The sequence below is a fragment of the Stenotrophomonas sp. 80084_Sma genome (assembly GCF_056481995.1).
The window spans coordinates 1957465-1976799 of the sequence record NZ_CM151177.1; the positions used below are offsets into that span (position 1 = coordinate 1957465).

Sequence of the window (19335 nt, forward strand, 5' to 3'; positions counted from 1 at the left end):
AGAGGCCGGCGAAAGCCGGCCTTCTCTTTGGGTGGTGCCGGCCGCTGGCCGGCAACCCCGGGTACTTGCAGCTGCCGGCCAGCGGCCGGCACTACCATCGGTCACCCGAACTCGAAACCCATCTCCGGCAACGCCGGGCCGACGAAGTCGCCCTGCACGTAGTCCACGCCGGCACTGAACAGCAACGTCATCGAATTGGCATCGCTGACGAACTCGGCGATGGTGCGGATGCCGGCTTCCTGCGCGCGCGCGGTGATCTGGCTGATGCGATCGATGTTCTCGCGGGTGGCCGCCAGGTCACCGGTGAAGCCACGGTCCAGCTTGAGGAACTGCGGCTGGAAGTGGGCCAGCAGCTGGAACGAATCCAGCCCCGAACCGAACTGCTCCAGGCCGATGCGGCAGCCCAGCGGTGCTACTTCGGCAAGGAACTGCTGTGCACTGCGCAGGTGAGTGAACACCTTCGCTTCCGGCGCATGCAGCCACAGCCGTTCGCCGGGCACACCCTGAGCCTGCAGCTCGCGGCGCAGGGTAGCGATCATCTGCGGGTCGTCGAACGATTCCGGCGTCACTTTCACCAGCATCTGCGTGGCATGGCCTTCGCGTGCACGCTGGCCCAGCACCGCGATCGCCCGTGACACCACCCAGCGGTTGATGTCGGCCAGCAGGCCGTGCTCCTCCGCGATACCGAGGAACGCGGTCGGGCTCAGCAGTTCGCCGTTGTGCTCCAGGCGCAGGTAGGCCTCATACAGCTCCAGCGACTCGCCCTGCAGGTTCAGCACCGGCTGGTAGTGCAGCTGGAAGCCGTCACCGGCCAGCGCTTCACGGATTCGGGCGACCCAGCGCAGCACGCGTTCTTCCTCCACGCGGTCGGCGGCGGCTGGGTCGAAGATACGGCAGGTATTGCCCAGCTCGGCGGCGGCCTGCGTGCATTCGCTGGCGCGTGCCAGCACCTGGCCGATGCTGGCGATCTTCTCGCCCACCTGCACGCCACCGATGCTGACCGTTACCGTGGCCGAACGCGCGCCGATGCTGAAGACGTGTGCGGCGTAGGCTTCGCGGATGCGCTCGGCCAGCGCCACGGTCTGCGCATAGGGCCCGGCCTGCAGCACGGCGAAATTGTGTTCGCCGAAGCGGGCCAGCTGTGCGTCCTCGCCGACCACCTCGGCCAGCAGGCCGGCAAGGGCGCCGATCAGGGTGTCGGCCGAGGCCAGGCCAATGTCCGGCAGCAGGCGCGCGTAGTGGTCCGGCTCGATCAGCAGCAGGCCGAACTGCCCCTCGCTGCGCCCGGCCTGGGCCACCGCGCTTTCCAGCTGCAGCATGAAGGTCGGGCGGTTGAGCAGGCCGGTGACCTGGTCGCGCTGGCGCAGGTCCTCGACCTCACGTGCCAGCTCGGGGTCGAATTCCATGCGGCGGCGGAGCACCACCTGCAGGCAGGATTCGCCTTCGTAGGTGGCAGCGGCAAACTCCATCGTCGCCGGGAACGCGCTGCCATCCTCGTGGCGCGCGTCGAGCTGGTACTGCGGCGGCGGCGCCTCGCCACGGCTCAGCCCCTTCAGCAGCTGCTTGAAGCCCTCCACGTGCTGGGCGGCGACCATGTCCAGCAGCGAGATGCCTTCGATGTCGTCGAAATGCTCGTAACCGAACATCTCCAGATAGGCATCGTTGGCGCGGATGTGCATGCCTTCATGCACGTAGGCGATGGGGTCGCGCGAGGAGGCGATCAACGCATCGCAGCGGCGCTCGGTTTCGCGCATCTGTGCTTCGATGCGGCGCAGGCCGCGACGCGCCTGCAGGTCCACCCACTGGTCACGGACCACGGCGAGCAGGTGCTCCGGGCGTTGGCGCAGGGCGAGGGCGCGGATGCCGTGGCTGCTGGCCTGCACCAGTTCGTCTTCGTCGATGCGCTCGGCCAGCAGCACCAGTGGAATGTCCTTGCCGCTGGCAGCAATATGCTGGGCCACCAGTGGCAGCGGGATGCCCTGGGAGGGCGAAGCCAGCACCAGGTCGATGGCCTGGCTGGCCAGCACCTGGGCCAGCTCGGCTGCATCCTGCGGACGCCACGGGCGTACCGCGATGCCGCTGTTGCGCAGCGTGCTGACGATGGCTTCGGCATTCTCGCCGCTGTCATCGACGATCAGCAGGCGGATGGTGATGTCGTTCGCGTTCTGCATGCACTGCTCCCCAATCTGCAAATCTAGATACACGATGCGCGGCGAACCGTCCATGCGCGCACCCCTTGCACGCATTGAACGGCGATGCGGTTCACACCACGCCACCGGCTGCGTGGCCGCTGGCCCAGGCCCACTGGAAGTTGTAGCCGCCCAGCCAGCCGGTCACATCCAGCACCTCGCCGACGAAATGCAGGCCGGGCACGCGCTTGGATTCCATCGTCGAGGACGAGACCTCGGCGGTATCCACGCCGCCCAGGGTGACCTCGGCGGTGCGGTAGCCCTCGGTACCACTGGCCACCAGCGGGAACGCGCCCAGCAGCTGTGCGGCCTGGCGCAGCACCGGCTCGTCCAGCTGGCGCACGGGCCGGTCGGGCAGCCAGTGTTCGCACAACCGCTGTGCCAGCCGCTTCGGCAGTACCTCGCCCAGCACCGTGCGCAGCTCGGCGGCAGGACGTTCGCGCTTCATCTGGCGCAACCACTCGCCGGCATCCTGGCCGGGCAGCAGGTCCAGCTCCAGCGCGTCGCCGGGTTGCCAGAACGAGGAGATCTGCAGGATCGCCGGGCCACTCACGCCGCGATGGGTCAGCAGCATGAAATTCTGGAAGCTCTTTCCGTTGCAGCGCGCCTCGATGGGCAGAGCGACGCCGCTGAGATCGGCCAGCCGTTCCTGGTGCTTGCCGCTGAGCGTCAGCGGCACCAGCCCGGCGCGGGTCGGCAGCACCTGGTGGCCGAACTGTCGGGCCACTTCATAGCCGAAGCCGCTGGCGCCCATGCTGGGAATGGAGAGGCCGCCGGTGGCCACCACCAGCGAGGCGCAATGGAACAGGCCCTGCGTGGTGTGCACGCGGAAACCATCGCTGCCATGCTCGATGCGCTGCACGCTGCAGTCGGTACGCACCTGCACGCCTGCCGCCTGGCATTCGTCCACCAGCATCTTCACGATCTGCTTGGACGAGACATCGCAGAACAGCTGGCCCAGCTCTTTTTCGTGATACGCGATGCCGTGCTTGCTGACCAGCTCGATGAAGTGCCAGGGCGTGTAGCGCGCCAGTGCCGACTTGCAGAAGTGCGGGTTGGCCGACAGGAAGTTGGCCGGGGTGGTGCCGGTGTTGGTGAAGTTGCAGCGGCCACCGCCGGACATCAGGATCTTCTTGCCGACCTTGTTGGCATGGTCGATCACCTGCACCTGGCGGCCGCGCTGGCCAGCCGTGATTGCGGTCATCAGCCCGGCCGCACCGGCGCCGATGACCACCACGTCGCAACGGATCGTGCTCATGCCTTGGCGCGCTTGCGCCAGTTCGGGATCACGTCGAGCTGGATCTGGTCGTTGAGCAGCTGCACTTCACCGTCCTGGATCAGCACGCTCCAGCGCATGGCGCGCTGGATCTGCTGGCCCCAGCGCTCGACGAATTCACCGTCCAGATCAACCGCCGAGAGATTGTCGAAGCGTGCCAGGCCCTTGCTCTGCTTGCCCCACCAGATCTCCGAGGCGTTGCCGCCGTAGTTGATCACCTGCACCTGGCGGCTGCGATTGCTGGCCTTGCGGATACGCGATTCGTCCGGATGGCCCAGGTCGATCCACTGCAGGATGTCGCCGGTGTAGTCGTGTTCCCACAGATCGGGCTCGTCATCGGTGCTCAGGCCGCGGCCGAATTCCAGGCGGTCGCCGGCGTTCAGCGCGAAGGCGAGCAGGCGCACCATCAGGCGATCGTCGGTCTCGGACGGGTGCTGGGCCAGGGTCAGGTTGTGGGTCGCGTAGTAGCCGCGATCCATGTCGCTGATCTGCAGTTCGGCCTTGCGGATGGTGGCGGTGAGGGCCATGGGGGGTCCGTGGACTAAAGACGACAATGATAGAGGTTTGCTCCAGGGGTGTCCGTTGCCGGTCTGTCTGCGCAGCGTCAACGGTGGCACTCTTGCGCTCTTTCCCGTGGCCGGAGTGGACGCCATGACCTTGCCCAGCCGCCTGCAGCTGCCACCCGGCCACTGGTCCAGCCTGCTCGATGGCCTGTGCGCGCGTTTCCCGCGCATCGACCGTGCGCAATGGCAGGACCGCTTCGCCCGAGGCCGCGTGCAGGATGCGCAGGGCAGGGCACTGGCGCCGGACATGCCTTGGCAGGTGGGGCTGGAAATCCAGTACTTCCGCGAGGTGGCCGACGAGCCGGTGATTCCCTTCGCCGAGACCATCCTGCATCTGGATGCGCACCTGCTGGTGGCCGACAAGCCGCACTTCCTGCCGGTGACGCCGGCCGGTGGGTATGTACGGGAAACCCTGCTGTCGCGCCTGGTCGCCCGCACCGGCAACACCGAACTGGCGCCGCTGCACCGCTTGGACCGGCTGACCGCCGGCCTGGTGCTGTTTTCCACCCAGGCAGGCACGCGTGATGCCTACCAGCGGCTGTTCCGCGAGCGGCGCATCGGGAAGACCTACGAGGCGCTGGCACCGGCGCTGCCGGGGCTGGAGTTTCCGCTGCAGCGGGACAGTCGTCTGGTGCCGGGGGAGCCGTTCTTCCGCATGGCCGAAGTGCCGGGCGAGCCCAATGCCCGCAGCCGGATCGAGCTGATCGAGGCCGAGGGGCCGGTCTGGCGCTACCGGTTGCGGCCGGAAACCGGCCGCAAGCACCAGTTGCGCGTGCATATGGCGATGCTGGGCGCCCCCATCGAGGGCGATGACCTGTATCCGCAGCTGAGGCCGCGCCCGGATGAAACGGTCGAGTCACCCCTGCAGCTGCTGGCGCAGGGGCTGGCCTTCGACGATCCATTGAGTGGGGAGCCCAGGCGGTTCAGCAGTCAGCGTCGCCTGTGCCTGCCGGGCCAGAGCGGGTAGGGCCGTTCAGCGAACCGGGCGCCGCGCAAGCCAGCGGTCCAGCTCGGCGGCGAACAGCTGCCGGTCGCGCGGGCCCAGCGGCGGTGGGCCCCCGGTCTGCACCCCGGCGCCGCGCAGCTCTTCCATGAAATTGCGCATCGACAGCCGCTCGGCCATGTTGTTCGGGGTGTACAGCTGGCCACGCGGGTTCAGCGCCACCGCCTTCTTCTCCAGCACCAGCGCGGCCAGCGGGATGTCCTGGGTGACCACCAGGTCACCGGCGGCGACCCGCTCGACGATGGCGCTGTCGGCCACGTCCAGGCCCTGGGGGACCTGGATCGAGCGCAGCCAGCGCGAGGGCGGGGTCCGGATCCACTGGTTGGCGACCAGGGTCAGCTCGATCCCAACGCGTTCAGCGGCCCGGAACAGGATGTCGCGAATGACGGTGGGGCAGGCGTCCGCGTCTACCCAGATGCGTGGGAGAGCGGGTTCAGCTTGGGTTTCAGCTTCAGTCATTTACCCAGTGTAGGGTAGGAAAATCCTGAATGGGGACTCGGGGTTAGCCTCGATCGGCTGCCAGCCCTTGTCACGTCTAGCGGGCGGGGTCTGCCCATGAACGTCCGGGCTATCGCTTTTTGCAGAAAACACGCGTATCGTTCGTCCCACTGTGTTTGCTAGGGTCACCGTGAATCGTGGCCTGGTGCAGTTGATCTCACGATCCGCTCATCGATCCGCTTTACCAACGCCTGCAACTCAGTCTCGGCCCCGATACCCGGTGGCTGCGATTTTTTCAACATGTGTTTCAGGAGTTAGTCAAATGTCTGATCGTCAGACCGGCACCGTCAAGTGGTTCAACGACGCCAAGGGCTTCGGCTTCATCACCCCGGAAAGCGGCCCGGACCTGTTTGTGCACTTCCGTGCCATCCAGGGCACCGGCTTCAAGACCCTGCAGGAAGGCCAGAAGGTTACCTTCATCGCCGTCCAGGGTCAGAAGGGTATGCAGGCTGACCAGGTGCAGGCGGTCTAATCCGTCTGCTACCGTTTGGTAGCCAGAACGCCGGAAGCGAAAGCTTCCGGCGTTTTTTATTGCCCGCTGTTTTGTAGAGTCGAGCTTGCTCGACTGTCTCTGGAAAGCAGTCGAGCAAGCCCGACTCTACAAAAGGCATGCAGCCGGGCGGGCTAAGATCAGATGCATCCTCCCATCGCGGAACCGTCCATGCGCATCGTCCACCACCTGGAAAACTCCCGTTCCCTGCGCGTGCTGTGGATGCTGGAGGAGCTGGGGCTGGACTACGAACTGCGCCGTTATCCGCGTGATCCGAAGACGCTGCTGGCGCCGCCGGAACTGCGCAACGTGCATCCGCTGGGCAAGTCGCCGGTGCTGCAGGATGGCGAACTGGTACTGGCCGAGTCCGGGGCGATCCTCGACTACCTCGCTGACCGTTACGACACCCAGCGCCAGCTGTCGCCGTCACCGATGCCGGCCGACGGAGCTGAACGCATCGCCTACCGCTACTGGCTGCACTATGCCGAAGGTTCGGCGATGCCGCCGCTGCTGCTGACCCTGGTGATCGGTCGCATCCGCAGCGCACCGATGCCGTTCTTCGCGCGCCCGATCGCACGCAGCATCGCCGACAAGGCCGAGCGCGGCTTCATCGGTCCGCAGCGGCGCCTGCACCTGGACTGGATGGAGCGCCGCCTGGCCGAAAGCCCGTGGTTTGCTGGCGAGCGCTTCAGTGCGGCCGACATCCAGATGAGCTTCCCGATCCAGGCCGCTGCCGCGCGCGGTGGTGGTCTCGACGACAAGCCGGCACTGCGTGGCTTCCTCAAGCGTATCGGTGAGCGCCCGGCCTACCAGCGTGCCGAGGCCCACGGCGGCCACCTGCAGGCGCTCAGCGGCAATTGAGGAGGGCGGCCGTCGCCCCCATCTTCAGCACCATGGATACCGACAGCCCCCGTTTCGACAACCGCCTGCTGCATACCCTGCCGGGCGACCCCGAATCCGGCCCGCGCAGGCGTGAAGTGCTGGGCGCGGCCTGGTCGCCAGTGATGCCGACCCCGGTGACGGCGCCCACGCTGCTGGCTTGGGCACCGGACGTCGCCGAGATGCTTGGCTTCGATACCGCTGAGGTCGAGAGCGAAGGCTTCGCGCGTGTATTCGGCGGTAACGCACTGTATGCAGGCATGCAGCCTTGGGCGGCCAACTACGGGGGCCATCAGTTTGGTCACTGGGCCGGCCAGCTCGGCGACGGCCGTGCGATCTCGCTGGGTGAACTGGTCGCACCGGATGGCCGCCACTGGGAGCTGCAGCTGAAGGGCGCCGGCCCCACGCCGTATTCGCGCGGGGCCGATGGGCGCGCAGTGCTGCGCTCGTCGATCCGCGAATTCCTGTGCAGCGAAGCGATGCACCATCTGGGCGTGCCGACCACGCGCGCGTTGTCGCTGGTCGGTACCGGCGACGACGTGGTGCGTGACATGTTCTACGACGGCCACCCGCGCGCGGAGCCGGGTGCCATCGTGTGCCGGGTATCGCCGTCGTTCCTGCGCTTTGGTTCCTTCGAACTGCCGGCCTCGCGTGGCGAAACCGCGTTGCTCCAGCAGTTGGTCGACGCCTGCATCGCCCGCGACTTTCCGGAGCTCGAAGGGCAGGGCGAGGCGCTGTATGGCGACTGGTTCGCGCAGATCGCGGTGCGCACCGCCGAGATGATCGCGCACTGGATGCGCGTGGGTTTCGTGCATGGCGTGATGAACACCGACAACCTGTCCGTGCTCGGCCTCACACTCGATTACGGCCCTTACGGCTGGGTCGAGGATTTCGATCCGGACTGGACGCCGAACACCACCGACGCGCAGGGCCGGCGTTATCGCTTCGGTACCCAGCCGCAGGTGGCGTACTGGAACCTGAGCCGATTGGCCCAGGCGTTGTCGCCGTTGTTCGCCGATGTGGCGCCGCTGCAGGCCGGTCTGGCGGCCTACCAGTCCACCTTCGTGGCCTGCACCCGTCGCGATGCCGCAGCCAAGCTGGGCCTGGCCGCTGCCGACGATGACGACCTGCAGCTCTACCTGCGCTGGCAGCAGTTGATGCAGGACGGTGCCATGGACATGACCCTGGCCTGGCGCGCGCTGATGCGCCTCGATCCGACGGCAGCGGATGCGGCGCTGCTGGACGCGGTGTACTACGACGAGGCGCGCCAGCAGGCGGTGCAGGCACCGTTGCAGCAGTGGCTGCAGGACTACGCGGCACGGTTGCAGGCCGATCCGTTGTCGGCCAGCGAACGCACGGCGAAGATGGCCGCGGCCAATCCGCTGTATGTGCTGCGCAACTGGTTGGCGCAGGAAGCCATCGACCGCGCCGAACAGGGCGACCTCGGCGGTGTTCATGCGTTGCAGGACGTACTGCGTGATCCGTACACCGAGCGTGCCGGGCTGGAGCATTTCGCCGGCAAGCGCCCGGCGTGGGCCGACAACCGCGCCGGCTGCTCGATGCTGTCCTGCAGTTCCTGAGGGTGGGTTTCGGCAGGGCTGCGCCCTGCACCCGCAGAGGCCAGGGCAACAGCCAGAGCAAAAGCGGATTCCGTGGTCTGGCGGGGCGGTGTGGGGCTGCAGGACACGCCGTAAACCCGTCCATGGGGGCTCGATGGCGCCATCCATGGCGCCAACGGTCCTGCAGCCCCACACCGCCCCGCCTCCGACAGATTCCCGCTGCTGTGGGTAGGTGTCGACCTTGGTCGACACGGTAGATCCACGCCATGCGTGGATGCTCTTCGTTCAATTCTCGAAACATTCGATTTCGATAGAGATCCATCCACGCATCGCATGGATCAACAGATCGCAGAAGTCTGTCGAAGGCGGGGTGGGTCCGGTTGCGGGAGTGTCCGCGGCATGGATGCCGCGGCCAAGCCCCCATGGTGAAGTGACCCCCGAGACTTGGACGGGGTCAGGCGGCCGATTGGGCCTGCTCCCGGTACTTTATCGGGCTCAGACCTTTCAGTTTCAGTTTGATGCGCTCTTCGTTGTAGTACTGGATGTATTCCACCAGCCCAGCCTCCAGACTCTCGAGGCTGTCAAAGCTGTTCAGGTAGAAGAACTCCGACTTCAGCGTTCCAAAGAAGCTCTCCATCGCCGCATTGTCCAGGCAGTTGCCGCGCCGGGACATGCTTTGCTTCAACGAGTGCTTTTCCAGCATATGCCGGTAGTTTTCATGCTGGTACTGCCAGCCCTGGTCGGAGTGGATCATCGGGCGCTCATCCGGGGAAAGCTTCTTGATGGCCTCCTCCAGCATTTGACCCACCAGATCAAATACGGGCCGACGCTTGATCTGATAAGCCACGATTTCGCCGTTGTAGAGGTCCATGATCGGCGACAGGTACAGCTTCATGCCCTGCACCTTGAACTCGGTCACGTCAGTCACCCACTTCTGGTTGGGCCGCTCGGCATGGAACTGGCGATTGAGGTCATTGCCAACCACAACATTGGCCGCCCCCTTGAAGGCCTGGTAGCGCTTCACACGCACCCGCGATTTCAGTCCCATCTCCCCCATCAGGCGCTGAACCCGCTTGTGATTGGTCCGATGACCCTGATTGGCTAATTCCAGCGTCACCGTGCGATAGCCATAGCGCCCTTGGCTTTGATCGTAGATTGCACGGATGCGCTCGCACAGGGCTGCCTCATCCTGATCCGGATGGGCCAGGACATGGTTCTGGTAATAGAACGTACTGCGTGACAGCTCAGCTGCTTCGAGCAGAAGCGACAGCGTATGAACCTGCCTCAATCCTTGGACGGCTTGCGCTTTGCGTCCTGCGCCGCCTGCTCTTCCCGGATCAAGGCATCGAGTTTTTTTAGGTAGTCGGTCTCCGCACGCAGATAGGCGACTTCCTTGAGCAGCTCATCGCGGCTCATATCCTCAGGTGGCTTGGACGAACGGGTCTTTTTCATCGGCTTTCGGGGCGGCGGCGGAGGGGGTGCCAACGCTTGGGCACCGCCTTGAGCATACAGGCGCCGCCATCGCCCCACCGCGCCGGCATCGCCAATTTGAAAGTAGGTGGTGGCCTCCCGCCCGGACAAGCCGTCCTGGCTCATCTTCTCCAGGACAGCCAGTTTGAACGGGAGGTCATAGGACCGGGCCTGGCGATGAAATCCCCGCCTACCATGCAGCCGATAGGTCGCCACCCAGCGCCTGACCGTGGAGAACTCCAGGCCGTGGCGACGGGCAATGGCTTTGACCGATGTGGAGGTCTTACAGGCCTCTTTGGCGACCTGCAGTTTGAAACGCGCGTCGTATTTGTTCATGTATCCCTCGGGGTTGGATCTGGTGTCCAACTCCCGGGGGTCACTTCATGGACGGGTTTACGGCGTCTCCCGCAACCGGACCCACCCCGCCATCTCTCGGAATGCGGCTTTTGCTTTCGCTTTTGCTTGCGCGGTAGCCTCTGCAGGTGCCGGGCGCAGCCCGGCCGAACACCCCCAACAGGCAGGCGGCGCCCGGAACAGGTACCCTATGCCGCCATCAGATAGCCAACGTGACATGACCGACGCCATCGTCGCTCCGCAGTGGGCCTCCCGCCTGCGCGACATCGCCGACTTCCCCAAGCCCGGCATCCTGTTCAAGGACATCATGCCGCTGCTCGCCCACGGCGAGGACTTCCGCGGTGCCATCACCGCGATGGCCGACCGCTGGCGCGACCAGAAGCTGGACGCGGTGGTCGGCATCGAATCGCGCGGCTTCATCCTCGGCGCCGCGATGGCGCTGGAACTGGGCGTCGGCTTCGTGCCGGTGCGCAAGCCGGGCAAGCTGCCGGGCCAGGTGCTGCGCGAGGAATACACGCTGGAATACCGCAGCGACTGCATCGAAGTGCACGCCGATGCGCTGCCGGCCGGTGCCCGCGTGGCAATCATCGACGACGTGCTGGCTACGGGTGGCACGCTGGTCGCCGCGTTGTCGCTGGTGCGCCGCCTGGGCGTTGACGTGGTCGGTGCCGGCGTGCTGGTCGAACTGGACGGTCTCGGCGGCCGCGCCCGCTGGGAAGCGGACCTGCCGCTGCACACCGAACTGGTGTTCTGATCGAAGGGTGGGTGCCAACCAAGGTTGGCATCTACCAGAGCGAATGGCCTGGAGCCGGTAGTTGCCAACCTTGGGTGGCAGCGCTGTTGCCGTTCGCTGTTCCCACAGAGTCGAGCATGGCTCGACTCTACAGGTCACCCGGTTACATCATCCGCACGCGGAAACGTCGGCCCTTGATCTTGCCGGCTTCCAGCTTGGCCACGGCCTTGTTGGCCTGCTCACGCGCGATCGCCACATAGGAGCGGGTTGGGAAGATCGCGATCTTGCCGATGAACTTGCTCGACAGGCCGGCGTCGCCGGTCAGTGCACCGAGGATATCGCCCGGGCGCAGCTTGTCGGTCTTGCCACCGTCGATACGCAGCGTGCGCATCGCGGCCTGCGGCAGCTCGGCCGGGCGCGAAGTCGCCAGCGGCGTCTTCTGCCAGTCCAGTGGCTGACCCATCTGCGCTTCGATGGCTTCGGCACGGGTCTTCTCGCGGCCGGCCACCAGGCTGATCGCCAGGCCGCTGGCACCAGCACGGCCAGTACGGCCCACGCGGTGCTGGTAGCTCTCCACGTCGGTCGGCAGCTCGTAGTTGATTACCGCCGCCAGCTCTTCCACGTCCAGGCCGCGTGCGGCCACATCGCTGGCCACCAGTACGTTGCAGCTGCGGTTGGCCAGCAGCAACAACACTTCCTCGCGGTCGCGCTGCTCCATGTCGCCGTGCAGGGCCAGTGCGGAGAAGCCGAACTGCTGCAGCGAGTTGGCCACTTCGTCCACGTCCTTGCGGGTGTTGCAGAACACCACCGCCGATTCCGGCGTGTACTTCAGCAGCAGGCCAGCCAGCGCCTTCTGGCGGTGCGCCGGTTCCACCTCGCAGAACAGATGGCGGATGGCCGGTGCCTGGTCGGCACCCTCCACGGTCACTTCCACCGCGTCGCGCAGCAGGTCACGCGCCATGGTGCGGATGCTGTCGGGGAAGGTGGCCGAGAACAGCAGGCTCTGGCGATCCTTGTGGGTGCGGCCGGCGATCTCGCGGATCGGCTCCTCGAAGCCCATGTCGAGCATGCGGTCGGCTTCGTCCAGCACCAGCGTGCGCACCGCGCCAAGATTCAGCGCGCGCTTGCGTGCAAGCTCCTGCACACGGCCAGGAGTGCCGACCACCACGTGCGGGTCGTGGCCTTCCAGCGACGCCAGCTGCGGGCCCAGCGGCACACCGCCGACCAGCAGCAGCAGCTTCAGGTTGGGGATGCCGGTGGCCAGCTTGCGGATCTGCTTGCCGACCTGGTCGGCCAATTCGCGGGTCGGGCACAGCACCAGCGCCTGCACGCGGATCAGGCTGGGGTCGATGGCCTGCAGCAGGCCGAGGCCGAAGGCGGCGGTCTTGCCGCTGCCGGTCGGCGCCTGTGCGATCACATCGCGGCCATCCAGGATGGCCGGCAGGCTCTGCGCCTGCACGGGGGTAAGGGTGGTGTAGCCGAGGGCATCCAGGCCGGGCTGCAGGGCCGGGCTCAGCGGCAGGGTCGAGAAGTCAGTCATGGCGCATTGTACCCGTCCGCGCGGCCGCTCCCGCCTAATGGGGTGGGGTCGGATCCCTTTCCGCAGGAAAGGGCTCTGACCCCCAATTGGAGCCGCCATCCACGCATGGCGTGGATCTACTGGTGGGTGCCGACCTTGGTCGGCACGCTCCTGCTCAGCCAAGCACCGCCAGCACGCCCTGGTGGATCGCCAGGCCCCCGAACAGCAGCCAGGCGAACAGGATCAGTGCCAGCAGCAGCGGCTTCAGGCCGGCCTGGCGCAGCGCCGAGACGTGGGTGGTCAGGCCCAGCGCGGCCATCGCCATCGCCAGCAGCACGGTATCCAGCTGCACCAGCCCCGCCTGAAGGCCGGCCGGCAGCAGATGCAGCGAGTTGAACCCGGCCACCGCCACGAAACCAAAAGCGAACCACGGCACCACAATGCGCGCCTTGCTGCCATCGGCGCTGGCCTTGCCGCCACGCGCCAGCCACAGCGACAGCGCCACCAGGAACGGTGCCAGCAGCATCACCCGCACCATCTTGGTGATCACCGCCGTGTCAGCCGCCGCTTCGTTGACCGCGCGGCCAGCGGCGACTACCTGTGCCACTTCATGCACCGTCGCGCCGGTGAACAGACCGTACTGGCGCGCGTCCATTGCCAGCCAGCCGTGCGACTGCACCAGCGCATACAGGGCGGGATACAGGAACATCGCCAGCGTGCCGAACACCACCACTGTCGACACCGCTACCGTGACCTGCGCAGCACGGCCGCGCACCACTGGTTCGGCGGCCATCACCGCCGCCGCGCCGCAGATCGCGCTGCCGGCACCGATCAGCATTGCCGCCTCACGCTCCATCTTGAACACACGCACGCCCAGCCAGCAGGCCAGGCCGAAGGTGCTAGCCACCACCAGCACGTCCATCAGCACGCCGCTGACGCCGACATGGCCGATGTCCTGGAAGGTCAGGCGCAGGCCGTACAGCACGATGCCGGCGCGCAGCAGCCAGTGCTTGGAGAAGCCGACACCGGCTGCGCTGCTCGGCGCCAGCCGCGGATAGAGGGTGTTGCCGACCACGATGCCGGCGACGATGGCCACTGTCAGCGCGCTCAGACCGTGCGCCTGCAGCCAGGGCAGCTCGGCCAGGTACAGCGACGCTGCCGCGATCAGACCCACCAGCAGCAGGCCGGGCAGGCGCGGCTGCCAGCGTTGGCGCAGGGCGGGCAGGGACCAGGGGGAGAGAGCGGGGGCGTTCATGGCAGGGGCAGGGCTGGAGTGATGGGGCAAGCGTGCGCCTCTGTCGCTGACCTGTAAAACGAATAATATGGGTGAAACCTACCCATCAAGAAGGTAAGTGCCATGCGCCTGACCTTGCGCCAGCTGCAGGTCTTCGTCGCCATCGCCGACCATGGCAGCACCACTGCTGCCGGCCAGGCCATTGCGCTTTCGCAGTCGGCCAGCAGCGCCGCCCTGCAGGAGCTGGAAGCGCACTTCGGCACGCCCCTGTTCGACCGCATCGGCCGCCGCCTGGCGCTGAATGGCCACGGCCGCGCCCTGTTGGAACCCGCGCGCACGCTGCTGGTCAACGCCGCCGACCTCGAGCGCCAGCTCGCCGCCGGCGGTGACCCGTCGCAGGGCGCGCCACTGCGGCTGGTGCTGGCCGCCAGCACCACCATCGGCAATTACCTGCTGCCCCCACGCATCGCCGATCTGCTGCGCCAGGCGCCACAGGCCGAGGTCGACCTGCGCATCGACAACAGTGCCGGCGTTGTCGCCGCCGTGCAGCGACTGGACGTGGACGCCGGCCTGATCGAAGGCCCGTGCCACGAGCGCGGCCTGCAGGTCACCGCCTGGCAGCAGGACCCGCTGGTGATCGTCGCCGCCACCGATGCCCCCGCGCGCTGGTCGCTGGACGAACTGCGCCGCGCACGCTGGCTGCTGCGCGAACCGGGCTCGGGTACCCGCGAAGCGGTGGAGCAGGCCTTGTTGCCGCACCTGCGCGGTTTCGCGCAGACCCTGCAGCTGGGCAATACCGAAGCGATCAAGCAGGCCGCCATCGCCGGGCTCGGTCTGGCCTGTCTCTCGCGTCATGCGCTGGAAGAGCCGCTGGCCCTCGGCCGCCTGCGCGTGCTTGAGACCCCGTTGCCCGCCCTGCAGCGCACCCTGTGGCTGGTACGGCATCCCGGCAAGCAGTGGCTGCCGGGGTTGCAGGCGTTGCTGGGGGAGGTGGGGTAATCCATCAGAACCCCAGTTGATTCCATCCATCGACACTTCTTGTAGTGCTCATCCACGCATGGCGTGGATCTACTGTGTCGACCAGGGTCGACACCCACCAGAGCAGAATGCCGTTCCGACAGATCGCGGGATCCACTCCGCCATCCCGCAGGAAACCCGCTTTTGACGTTGCCGTTGAGGTTGCCGGCCAGCGGCCGGCACTACCGCGGGTGCCGGGTGCAGCCCGGCCGACGCCCCCAACCGGTACAATGGCCGGATGCCTCTGATTACCCTACAGAACGTCGACTTCAGCGTCGGCGGCCCGTTGTTGCTGGAAAAGGCCGAACTGTCGATCGAGCCGGGCGAACGCATCGCCCTGATCGGCCGCAACGGCGCCGGCAAATCCACCCTGCTCAAGCTGCTGTCCGGCGACCACAAGCCCGATGACGGCGAAGTCCGCGTGCAGCAGGGCGTGCGTGTCACCCGCCTGGAGCAGGAAGTGCCGCACGGCGCTGCTGGCTCGGTGTTCGACGTCGTCGCCGACGGCCTCGGCGAACTGGGCCAGTGGCTGGCCGAGTTCCACCACCTCAGCCATGCCGAAGTATTCGATGGCGAAGCCCTTGGCAACGTACAGGCCAAGATCGACGCCGCCAACGGCTGGGGCCTGGACCAGCGTGTCAGCGAAACCCTGACCAAGCTCGACCTGGATGGCGAGGCCGAGTTCGGCCGCCTGTCCGGCGGCATGAAGCGCCGCGTGCTGCTGGCCCGTGCGCTGGTGTCCAGCCCGGATGTGTTGCTGCTGGACGAACCGACCAACCACCTGGACATCGAAGCCATCGACTGGCTGGAAGCGTTCCTGAAGGGCTGGAGCGGCAGCGTGGTGTTCGTCACCCACGACCGTCGCTTCCTGCGTGCACTGGCCACCCGCATCGTCGAGATCGACCGCGGCCAGGTCACCAGCTGGCCGGGCGACTGGGCCAACTACGAGCGCCGCCGCGAGGAACGCCTCAACGCGCAGGCGCAGGAAAACGCCCGTTTCGACAAGCTGCTGGCGCAGGAAGAAGTCTGGATCCGCCAAGGCATCAAGGCCCGTCGTACCCGCGACGAAGGCCGCGTGCGCCGCCTGAAGGCGATGCGCACCGAACGCTCGCAGCGCCGCGACCTCAGTGGCAACGTCAAGATGGAAGCTGCCCAAGGCGTCAGCTCCGGCAAGAAGGTCATCGACGTCAAGGACATTTCGTTCGCCTTCGGCGAGCGCACCATGGTCCGCGATTTCACCACCACCATCCTGCGTGGCGACCGCATCGGCCTGATCGGCCCCAACGGCAGCGGCAAGACCACGCTGCTGAAGCTGCTGCTGGGCGAACTGCAGCCGGCCAAGGGCGAGGTCAACGCGGGCACCAATCTGCAGATCGCCTATTTCGACCAGTACCGCGCGGTGCTGCGCGAAGACTGGAGCGCGATCGAGAACGTGGCCGAAGGCCGCGATTTCCTCGAGTTCAACGGCAAGCGCAAGCATGTGCATGCCTACCTGCAGGACTTCATGTTCACCCCGGAACGTGCGCGTGCGCCGATCACCCGCCTGTCCGGTGGCGAGCGCAACCGCCTGCTGCTGGCCAAGCTGTTCGCGCAGCCGTCCAACCTGCTGGTAATGGACGAACCGACCAACGACCTCGACGTGGAAACCCTGGAGCTGCTGGAAGAGCTGCTGGGCGAGTACACCGGCACGCTGCTGCTGGTCAGCCATGACCGTGACTTCATTGACAACGTGGTGACCTCCACGCTGGTGATGGAAGGCGACGGCGTGATCGGTGAGTACGTGGGTGGCTACAGCGACTGGCAGCGGTACGCCAGCAGCATTGCCGCCGCGCCGGCGGTGGTGGCTGCCGCCAAGCCAGCGGCAGCTGCACCTGCTGCAGCGGCCGCTACGCCGGCCGCGCCCAAGCGCAAGCTGGCCTACAAGGAAGCACGCGAGCTGGAGCAGCTGCCGAAGACCATCGAGAAGCTGGAAGGCGACGTCGAAGGGCTGACCTCGGCGATGAACGACCCGTCGTTTTACACCCGCAGCAGCGCTGAAGTGGCGGCGCACACCCAGCAGCTGGCCAAGGTGCAGGCCGAGCTGGATGCGGCGTACGCGCGCTGGGAAGAGCTGGAAGGCTGAGCTGAGCGTCCGCCGGCGCTGCCGGTGAACTCAGTAGATCCACGCCATGCGTGGATATCGGGATCCGTGCGGACCAACGGTCCGCACCTACCGAAGCCGGTTACGCCTCCGTACGGACCAAGGTCCGCACCCACCAATCAACGGTCCGTGCGGACCAAGGTCCGCACCCACCGGGGCGCCGGCGGTCATTTGACCCCGTGCAGATCCCGCAGCTGGCTCGGCCGGCTGCCGAAATACGCCGCCAGATCAGCGATGTCCTGATCGCTCAGGTCCTTCGCCTGTGGGGTCATCAGCGCATGCTGGCGGTCGCCGGCACGGTACGCCTGCAGCGCATGCGCCAGATAGTCGCCGTACTGCCCACCGAGCTTCGGGTAGGTCGCATCGATCGGCGCGTTGCCGTCGGCGCCGTGGCAGTCGATGCAGCTCTGGTTGGTGGCCTTGCTCTTCACCTTGGCGCGGGCCTCGCCGGCGGCCTCGCGGCCCGGTGGCAGGCCGGCGGAGGATGAAGAGCCGTGTTCGCCGCTGGCATGGCCCGGGTCGGCGGCGGATTTCTCGCTGTTTTCCACCTGCGACTGTGAACAGGCGGCCAGCAGCAGGGCAACGGACAGGGCGATGGCGTGACGCATCGGATGCGCGGCTTTCGACATGGGCGGGCCTTACTTGACGGTGGACAGGTAAACAGAGAGATCGGCGATCTCCTGTTCGCTGAAACTCATCGACTGCGCCTGCATCGTCGGATGCCTGCGCTTGCCCTGGCGGTACTCGGTCAGGGCCTGGGCCAGGTACTGCTGGGTCTGGCCGCCGATCTTCGGCACCCGGTAACTGGGGTAGGCGTTCTTGTAGCCGGTGATGCCATGGCACCCCTGGCAGGTGTAGGCCAGGACACGGCCATTGTCGAAGTTGCCGGTGGGGGCGGCAGGCGCCGGGGCAGCGGCGGGAGCCGGGGCCGGGGCAGGTGTGGCAGGAGCAGGAGCGGGCTGTGCGGCGGCCCCAAGGGGCAGGAGGACGGCCAGAGCGAGACAAGCGGCGAGCGGCTGCGGGCGCATGGTGTCGTTTCCGGGGATTCGGGTCTGGTCGTTCCGGCGTGGGGTACGGAACGACCCGAGTATAGCCCCAGGTTTCATCTAGCTGAAATGGGGGGCGGGCCGACCAGTGGCACGAAGACACCATGACCTTTGGGATATGGTGTTGCCGTGAAGTGGTGCATTACTTTGCTACCACACCTGTCCACGCATCCTCCAGGGATCTGACGATGTCGCACCCAACCTTCCTGTCAGGCCGTCGCAGCGGAATCTGCGCTGCCGCACTGCTGATCTCCACCTCCCTGCTGCTGGGCGGTTGCGCCGCAGGGCCCAATTCCGAAGCCAAGGCCGCCGAGACCAAGGAGGAGAAGAAGGTCGATGCGGTCCCGGTCGAAGTGGCCGTGGCCAGCCACCGTGCTGTCGCGGCCAGCTACACCGGTACCGCTGCGCTGGAACCACGCGCCGAGTCGCAGGTGGTGGCCAAGACTTCCGGCGTGGCGCTGGCGGTGCTGGTCGAAGAAGGCCAGCGGGTCACCGCCGGCCAGCCGCTGGTGCGGCTGGACCCGGACCGCGCTCGGCTGGCTGTGGCGCAGAGCGAAGCGCAGATGCGCAAGCTGGAAAACAACTACCAGCGCGCGCAGAAACTGGTTGGCCAGCAGATGGTCAGCGCCGCCGACGTCGACCAGCTGCGTTACGACCTGGAAAACGTACGCGCGCAGTACCGCCTGGCCACGCTGGAACTGTCCTACACCACGGTGGTGGCGCCGATCTCCGGCGTGATCGCGTCGCGCTCGATCAAGACCGGCAACTTCGTGCAGATCAACACGCCGATCTTCCGCATCGTCGACAACTCGCGGCTGGAAGCCACCCTCAACGTGCCCGAGCGCGAGCTGGCCACCCTGCGCGCTGGCCAGCCGGTGACGCTGGCCGCCGACGCGCTGCCGGGCCAGAGCTTCACCGGCACCGTCGATCGCATCGCGCCGGTGGTGGATTCGGGCAGCGGTACGTTTCGCGTGGTCAGCGCCTTCGATGGCGCCGCACATGCGCTGCAGCCCGGCATGTTCGGGCGCATCCGCATCGATTACGACCAGCGTGCCGATGCGCTGGTGGTGCCGCGCCTGGCGCTGCTCGACGATGGTGAGCCGGCGGTGTTCCGGGTGCGCGAAGGCAAGGTCGCACGCGTTCCGGTCAAGCTGGGTTACGCCGAGGGCCCGTGGGTGGAGATCCGTGATGGCCTGGCGGCCGGTGATCAGGTGGTCACCGCCGGCAAGGTCGCCCTGCGCGACGGCACCGCAGTGCAGGTGATCGCCGATCCGAAGGCAAAGCCGAAGACGGTCGCAGCGGCCGCCAAGCCGGCAGACAAGGCCGGGAGCACGCAATGACCGCCCCGGGCCACGACCACGTTGC

General features: G+C 66.8%; 17 protein-coding genes. 8 read left to right on the plus strand and 9 right to left on the minus strand.

Annotated elements, in window-relative coordinates:
* Nucleotides 1-101: 101 nt before the first annotated feature.
* The 3 genes from ACZK3W_RS09245 to ACZK3W_RS09255 all read right to left on the minus strand — a co-directional run bounded on the left by ACZK3W_RS09245 (nucleotide 102) and on the right by ACZK3W_RS09255 (nucleotide 3992).
* Nucleotides 102-2171, minus strand: coding sequence for a GGDEF/EAL domain-containing response regulator (locus ACZK3W_RS09245; RefSeq protein WP_478450676.1), 2070 nt, complete (start codon nucleotides 2169-2171; stop codon nucleotides 102-104).
* A gap of 91 nt (nucleotides 2172-2262) precedes the next feature.
* Nucleotides 2263-3447 (minus strand): BaiN/RdsA family NAD(P)/FAD-dependent oxidoreductase, encoded by a 1185-nt coding sequence (locus ACZK3W_RS09250; protein WP_121503055.1) that lies wholly within the window; start codon nucleotides 3445-3447, stop codon nucleotides 2263-2265.
* A complete protein-coding gene (locus ACZK3W_RS09255; protein WP_478450677.1) occupies nucleotides 3444-3992 on the minus strand; it encodes a YaeQ family protein in 549 nt (182 codons plus the stop codon). The genes ACZK3W_RS09250 and ACZK3W_RS09255 overlap by 4 nt, the downstream gene beginning before the upstream one ends.
* 124 nt (nucleotides 3993-4116) lie before the next feature.
* Here ACZK3W_RS09255 and ACZK3W_RS09260 point away from each other — a divergent pair, with 124 nt between their 5' ends.
* Nucleotides 4117-4995, plus strand: coding sequence for a pseudouridine synthase (locus ACZK3W_RS09260; RefSeq protein ID WP_478450678.1), 879 nt, complete (start codon nucleotides 4117-4119; stop codon nucleotides 4993-4995).
* Nucleotides 4996-5001: 6 nt separating this feature from the next.
* On the opposite strand, the gene ACZK3W_RS09265 is transcribed toward ACZK3W_RS09260, so the two are convergent.
* Nucleotides 5002-5490 carry a YaiI/YqxD family protein gene (locus ACZK3W_RS09265; protein ID WP_010484520.1) on the minus strand — a complete coding sequence of 163 codons (489 nt, stop codon included), beginning with the start codon at nucleotides 5488-5490 and terminating at the stop codon, nucleotides 5002-5004.
* A gap of 301 nt (nucleotides 5491-5791) precedes the next feature.
* On the opposite strand from ACZK3W_RS09265, the gene ACZK3W_RS09270 reads away from it, so the two are divergent.
* The 3 genes from ACZK3W_RS09270 to ACZK3W_RS09280 all read left to right on the plus strand — a co-directional run bounded on the left by ACZK3W_RS09270 (nucleotide 5792) and on the right by ACZK3W_RS09280 (nucleotide 8478).
* Entirely contained in the window at nucleotides 5792-6001 is a 210-nt protein-coding gene (locus ACZK3W_RS09270) for a cold-shock protein (protein WP_004153307.1), read from the plus strand.
* 189 nt (nucleotides 6002-6190) lie between these two features.
* Nucleotides 6191-6880, plus strand: coding sequence for a glutathione S-transferase family protein (locus ACZK3W_RS09275; RefSeq protein WP_049461212.1), 690 nt, complete (start codon nucleotides 6191-6193; stop codon nucleotides 6878-6880).
* A gap of 32 nt (nucleotides 6881-6912) precedes the next feature.
* The gene (locus ACZK3W_RS09280) at nucleotides 6913-8478 is read left to right on the plus strand and encodes a protein adenylyltransferase SelO (RefSeq protein WP_478450679.1); all 1566 of its coding nucleotides are present in this window, start codon (nucleotides 6913-6915) and stop codon (nucleotides 8476-8478) included.
* A 433-nt stretch (nucleotides 8479-8911) separates the two neighbouring features.
* On the opposite strand, the gene ACZK3W_RS09285 is transcribed toward ACZK3W_RS09280, so the two are convergent.
* Nucleotides 8912-10263 (minus strand): IS3-like element ISStma2 family transposase gene (locus ACZK3W_RS09285; protein WP_132810585.1). Its coding sequence is split into 2 segments (ribosomal slippage): nucleotides 8912-9816 and nucleotides 9816-10263, totalling 1353 coding nucleotides; the frame shifts between segments, so codons are not numbered across the junction.
* A gap of 235 nt (nucleotides 10264-10498) precedes the next feature.
* Here ACZK3W_RS09285 and ACZK3W_RS09290 point away from each other — a divergent pair.
* On the plus strand, nucleotides 10499-11035 hold the full coding sequence (locus ACZK3W_RS09290) for an adenine phosphoribosyltransferase (RefSeq protein ID WP_032969786.1): 537 nt from the start codon (nucleotides 10499-10501) through the stop codon (nucleotides 11033-11035).
* Between the two features lie 142 nt (nucleotides 11036-11177).
* On the opposite strand, the gene dbpA is transcribed toward ACZK3W_RS09290, so the two are convergent.
* Together dbpA and ACZK3W_RS09300 are read right to left on the minus strand one after the other, a co-directional pair.
* Nucleotides 11178-12554, minus strand: coding sequence for an ATP-dependent RNA helicase DbpA (gene dbpA, locus ACZK3W_RS09295; protein ID WP_049461879.1), 1377 nt, complete (start codon nucleotides 12552-12554; stop codon nucleotides 11178-11180).
* Between the two features lie 154 nt (nucleotides 12555-12708).
* Nucleotides 12709-13788: a YeiH family protein gene (locus ACZK3W_RS09300; RefSeq protein WP_253144384.1), complete on the minus strand. Its 1080-nt coding sequence runs from the start codon at nucleotides 13786-13788 to the stop codon at nucleotides 12709-12711.
* Nucleotides 13789-13890: 102 nt separating this feature from the next.
* On the opposite strand from ACZK3W_RS09300, the gene ACZK3W_RS09305 reads away from it, so the two are divergent.
* Together ACZK3W_RS09305 and ACZK3W_RS09310 are read left to right on the plus strand one after the other, a co-directional pair.
* The gene (locus tag ACZK3W_RS09305) at nucleotides 13891-14766 is read left to right on the plus strand and encodes a LysR family transcriptional regulator (protein ID WP_125895769.1); all 876 of its coding nucleotides are present in this window, start codon (nucleotides 13891-13893) and stop codon (nucleotides 14764-14766) included.
* Between the two features lie 256 nt (nucleotides 14767-15022).
* Entirely contained in the window at nucleotides 15023-16906 is a 1884-nt protein-coding gene (locus tag ACZK3W_RS09310) for an ATP-binding cassette domain-containing protein (protein ID WP_180836829.1), read from the plus strand.
* 185 nt (nucleotides 16907-17091) lie between these two features.
* Here ACZK3W_RS09310 and ACZK3W_RS09315 read toward each other — a convergent pair whose 3' ends face one another.
* Together ACZK3W_RS09315 and ACZK3W_RS09320 are read right to left on the minus strand one after the other, a co-directional pair.
* The gene (locus tag ACZK3W_RS09315; RefSeq protein ID WP_006361215.1) at nucleotides 17092-17553 is read right to left on the minus strand and encodes a c-type cytochrome; all 462 of its coding nucleotides are present in this window, start codon (nucleotides 17551-17553) and stop codon (nucleotides 17092-17094) included.
* Nucleotides 17554-17562: 9 nt separating this feature from the next.
* On the minus strand, nucleotides 17563-17952 hold the full coding sequence (locus ACZK3W_RS09320) for a c-type cytochrome (protein ID WP_005413034.1): 390 nt from the start codon (nucleotides 17950-17952) through the stop codon (nucleotides 17563-17565).
* A 206-nt stretch (nucleotides 17953-18158) separates the two neighbouring features.
* Here ACZK3W_RS09320 and ACZK3W_RS09325 point away from each other — a divergent pair, with 206 nt between their 5' ends.
* Nucleotides 18159-19310, plus strand: coding sequence for an efflux RND transporter periplasmic adaptor subunit (locus ACZK3W_RS09325; RefSeq protein WP_149909093.1), 1152 nt, complete (start codon nucleotides 18159-18161; stop codon nucleotides 19308-19310).
* The last annotated feature ends 25 nt before the right edge of the window (nucleotides 19311-19335 follow it).

Bases quoted from the DNA above. Each gene is read 5' to 3' on its own strand.
- ACZK3W_RS09245 (WP_478450676.1), bottom strand. From the start codon at position 2,171: ATGCAGAACGCGAACGACATCACCATCCGCCTGCTGATCGTCGATGAC.
- ACZK3W_RS09250 (WP_121503055.1), bottom strand. From the start codon at position 3,447: ATGAGCACGATCCGTTGCGACGTGGTGGTCATCGGCGCCGGTGCGGCC.
- ACZK3W_RS09255 (WP_478450677.1), bottom strand. From the start codon at position 3,992: ATGGCCCTCACCGCCACCATCCGCAAGGCCGAACTGCAGATCAGCGAC.
- ACZK3W_RS09260 (WP_478450678.1), top strand. From the start codon at position 4,117: ATGACCTTGCCCAGCCGCCTGCAGCTGCCACCCGGCCACTGGTCCAGC.
- ACZK3W_RS09265 (WP_010484520.1), bottom strand. From the start codon at position 5,490: ATGACTGAAGCTGAAACCCAAGCTGAACCCGCTCTCCCACGCATCTGG.
- ACZK3W_RS09270 (WP_004153307.1), top strand. From the start codon at position 5,792: ATGTCTGATCGTCAGACCGGCACCGTCAAGTGGTTCAACGACGCCAAG.
- ACZK3W_RS09275 (WP_049461212.1), top strand. From the start codon at position 6,191: ATGCGCATCGTCCACCACCTGGAAAACTCCCGTTCCCTGCGCGTGCTG.
- ACZK3W_RS09280 (WP_478450679.1), top strand. From the start codon at position 6,913: ATGGATACCGACAGCCCCCGTTTCGACAACCGCCTGCTGCATACCCTG.
- ACZK3W_RS09290 (WP_032969786.1), top strand. From the start codon at position 10,499: ATGACCGACGCCATCGTCGCTCCGCAGTGGGCCTCCCGCCTGCGCGAC.
- dbpA (WP_049461879.1), bottom strand. From the start codon at position 12,554: ATGACTGACTTCTCGACCCTGCCGCTGAGCCCGGCCCTGCAGCCCGGC.
- ACZK3W_RS09300 (WP_253144384.1), bottom strand. From the start codon at position 13,788: ATGAACGCCCCCGCTCTCTCCCCCTGGTCCCTGCCCGCCCTGCGCCAA.
- ACZK3W_RS09305 (WP_125895769.1), top strand. From the start codon at position 13,891: ATGCGCCTGACCTTGCGCCAGCTGCAGGTCTTCGTCGCCATCGCCGAC.
- ACZK3W_RS09310 (WP_180836829.1), top strand. From the start codon at position 15,023: ATGCCTCTGATTACCCTACAGAACGTCGACTTCAGCGTCGGCGGCCCG.
- ACZK3W_RS09315 (WP_006361215.1), bottom strand. From the start codon at position 17,553: ATGTCGAAAGCCGCGCATCCGATGCGTCACGCCATCGCCCTGTCCGTT.
- ACZK3W_RS09320 (WP_005413034.1), bottom strand. From the start codon at position 17,952: ATGCGCCCGCAGCCGCTCGCCGCTTGTCTCGCTCTGGCCGTCCTCCTG.
- ACZK3W_RS09325 (WP_149909093.1), top strand. From the start codon at position 18,159: ATGTCGCACCCAACCTTCCTGTCAGGCCGTCGCAGCGGAATCTGCGCT.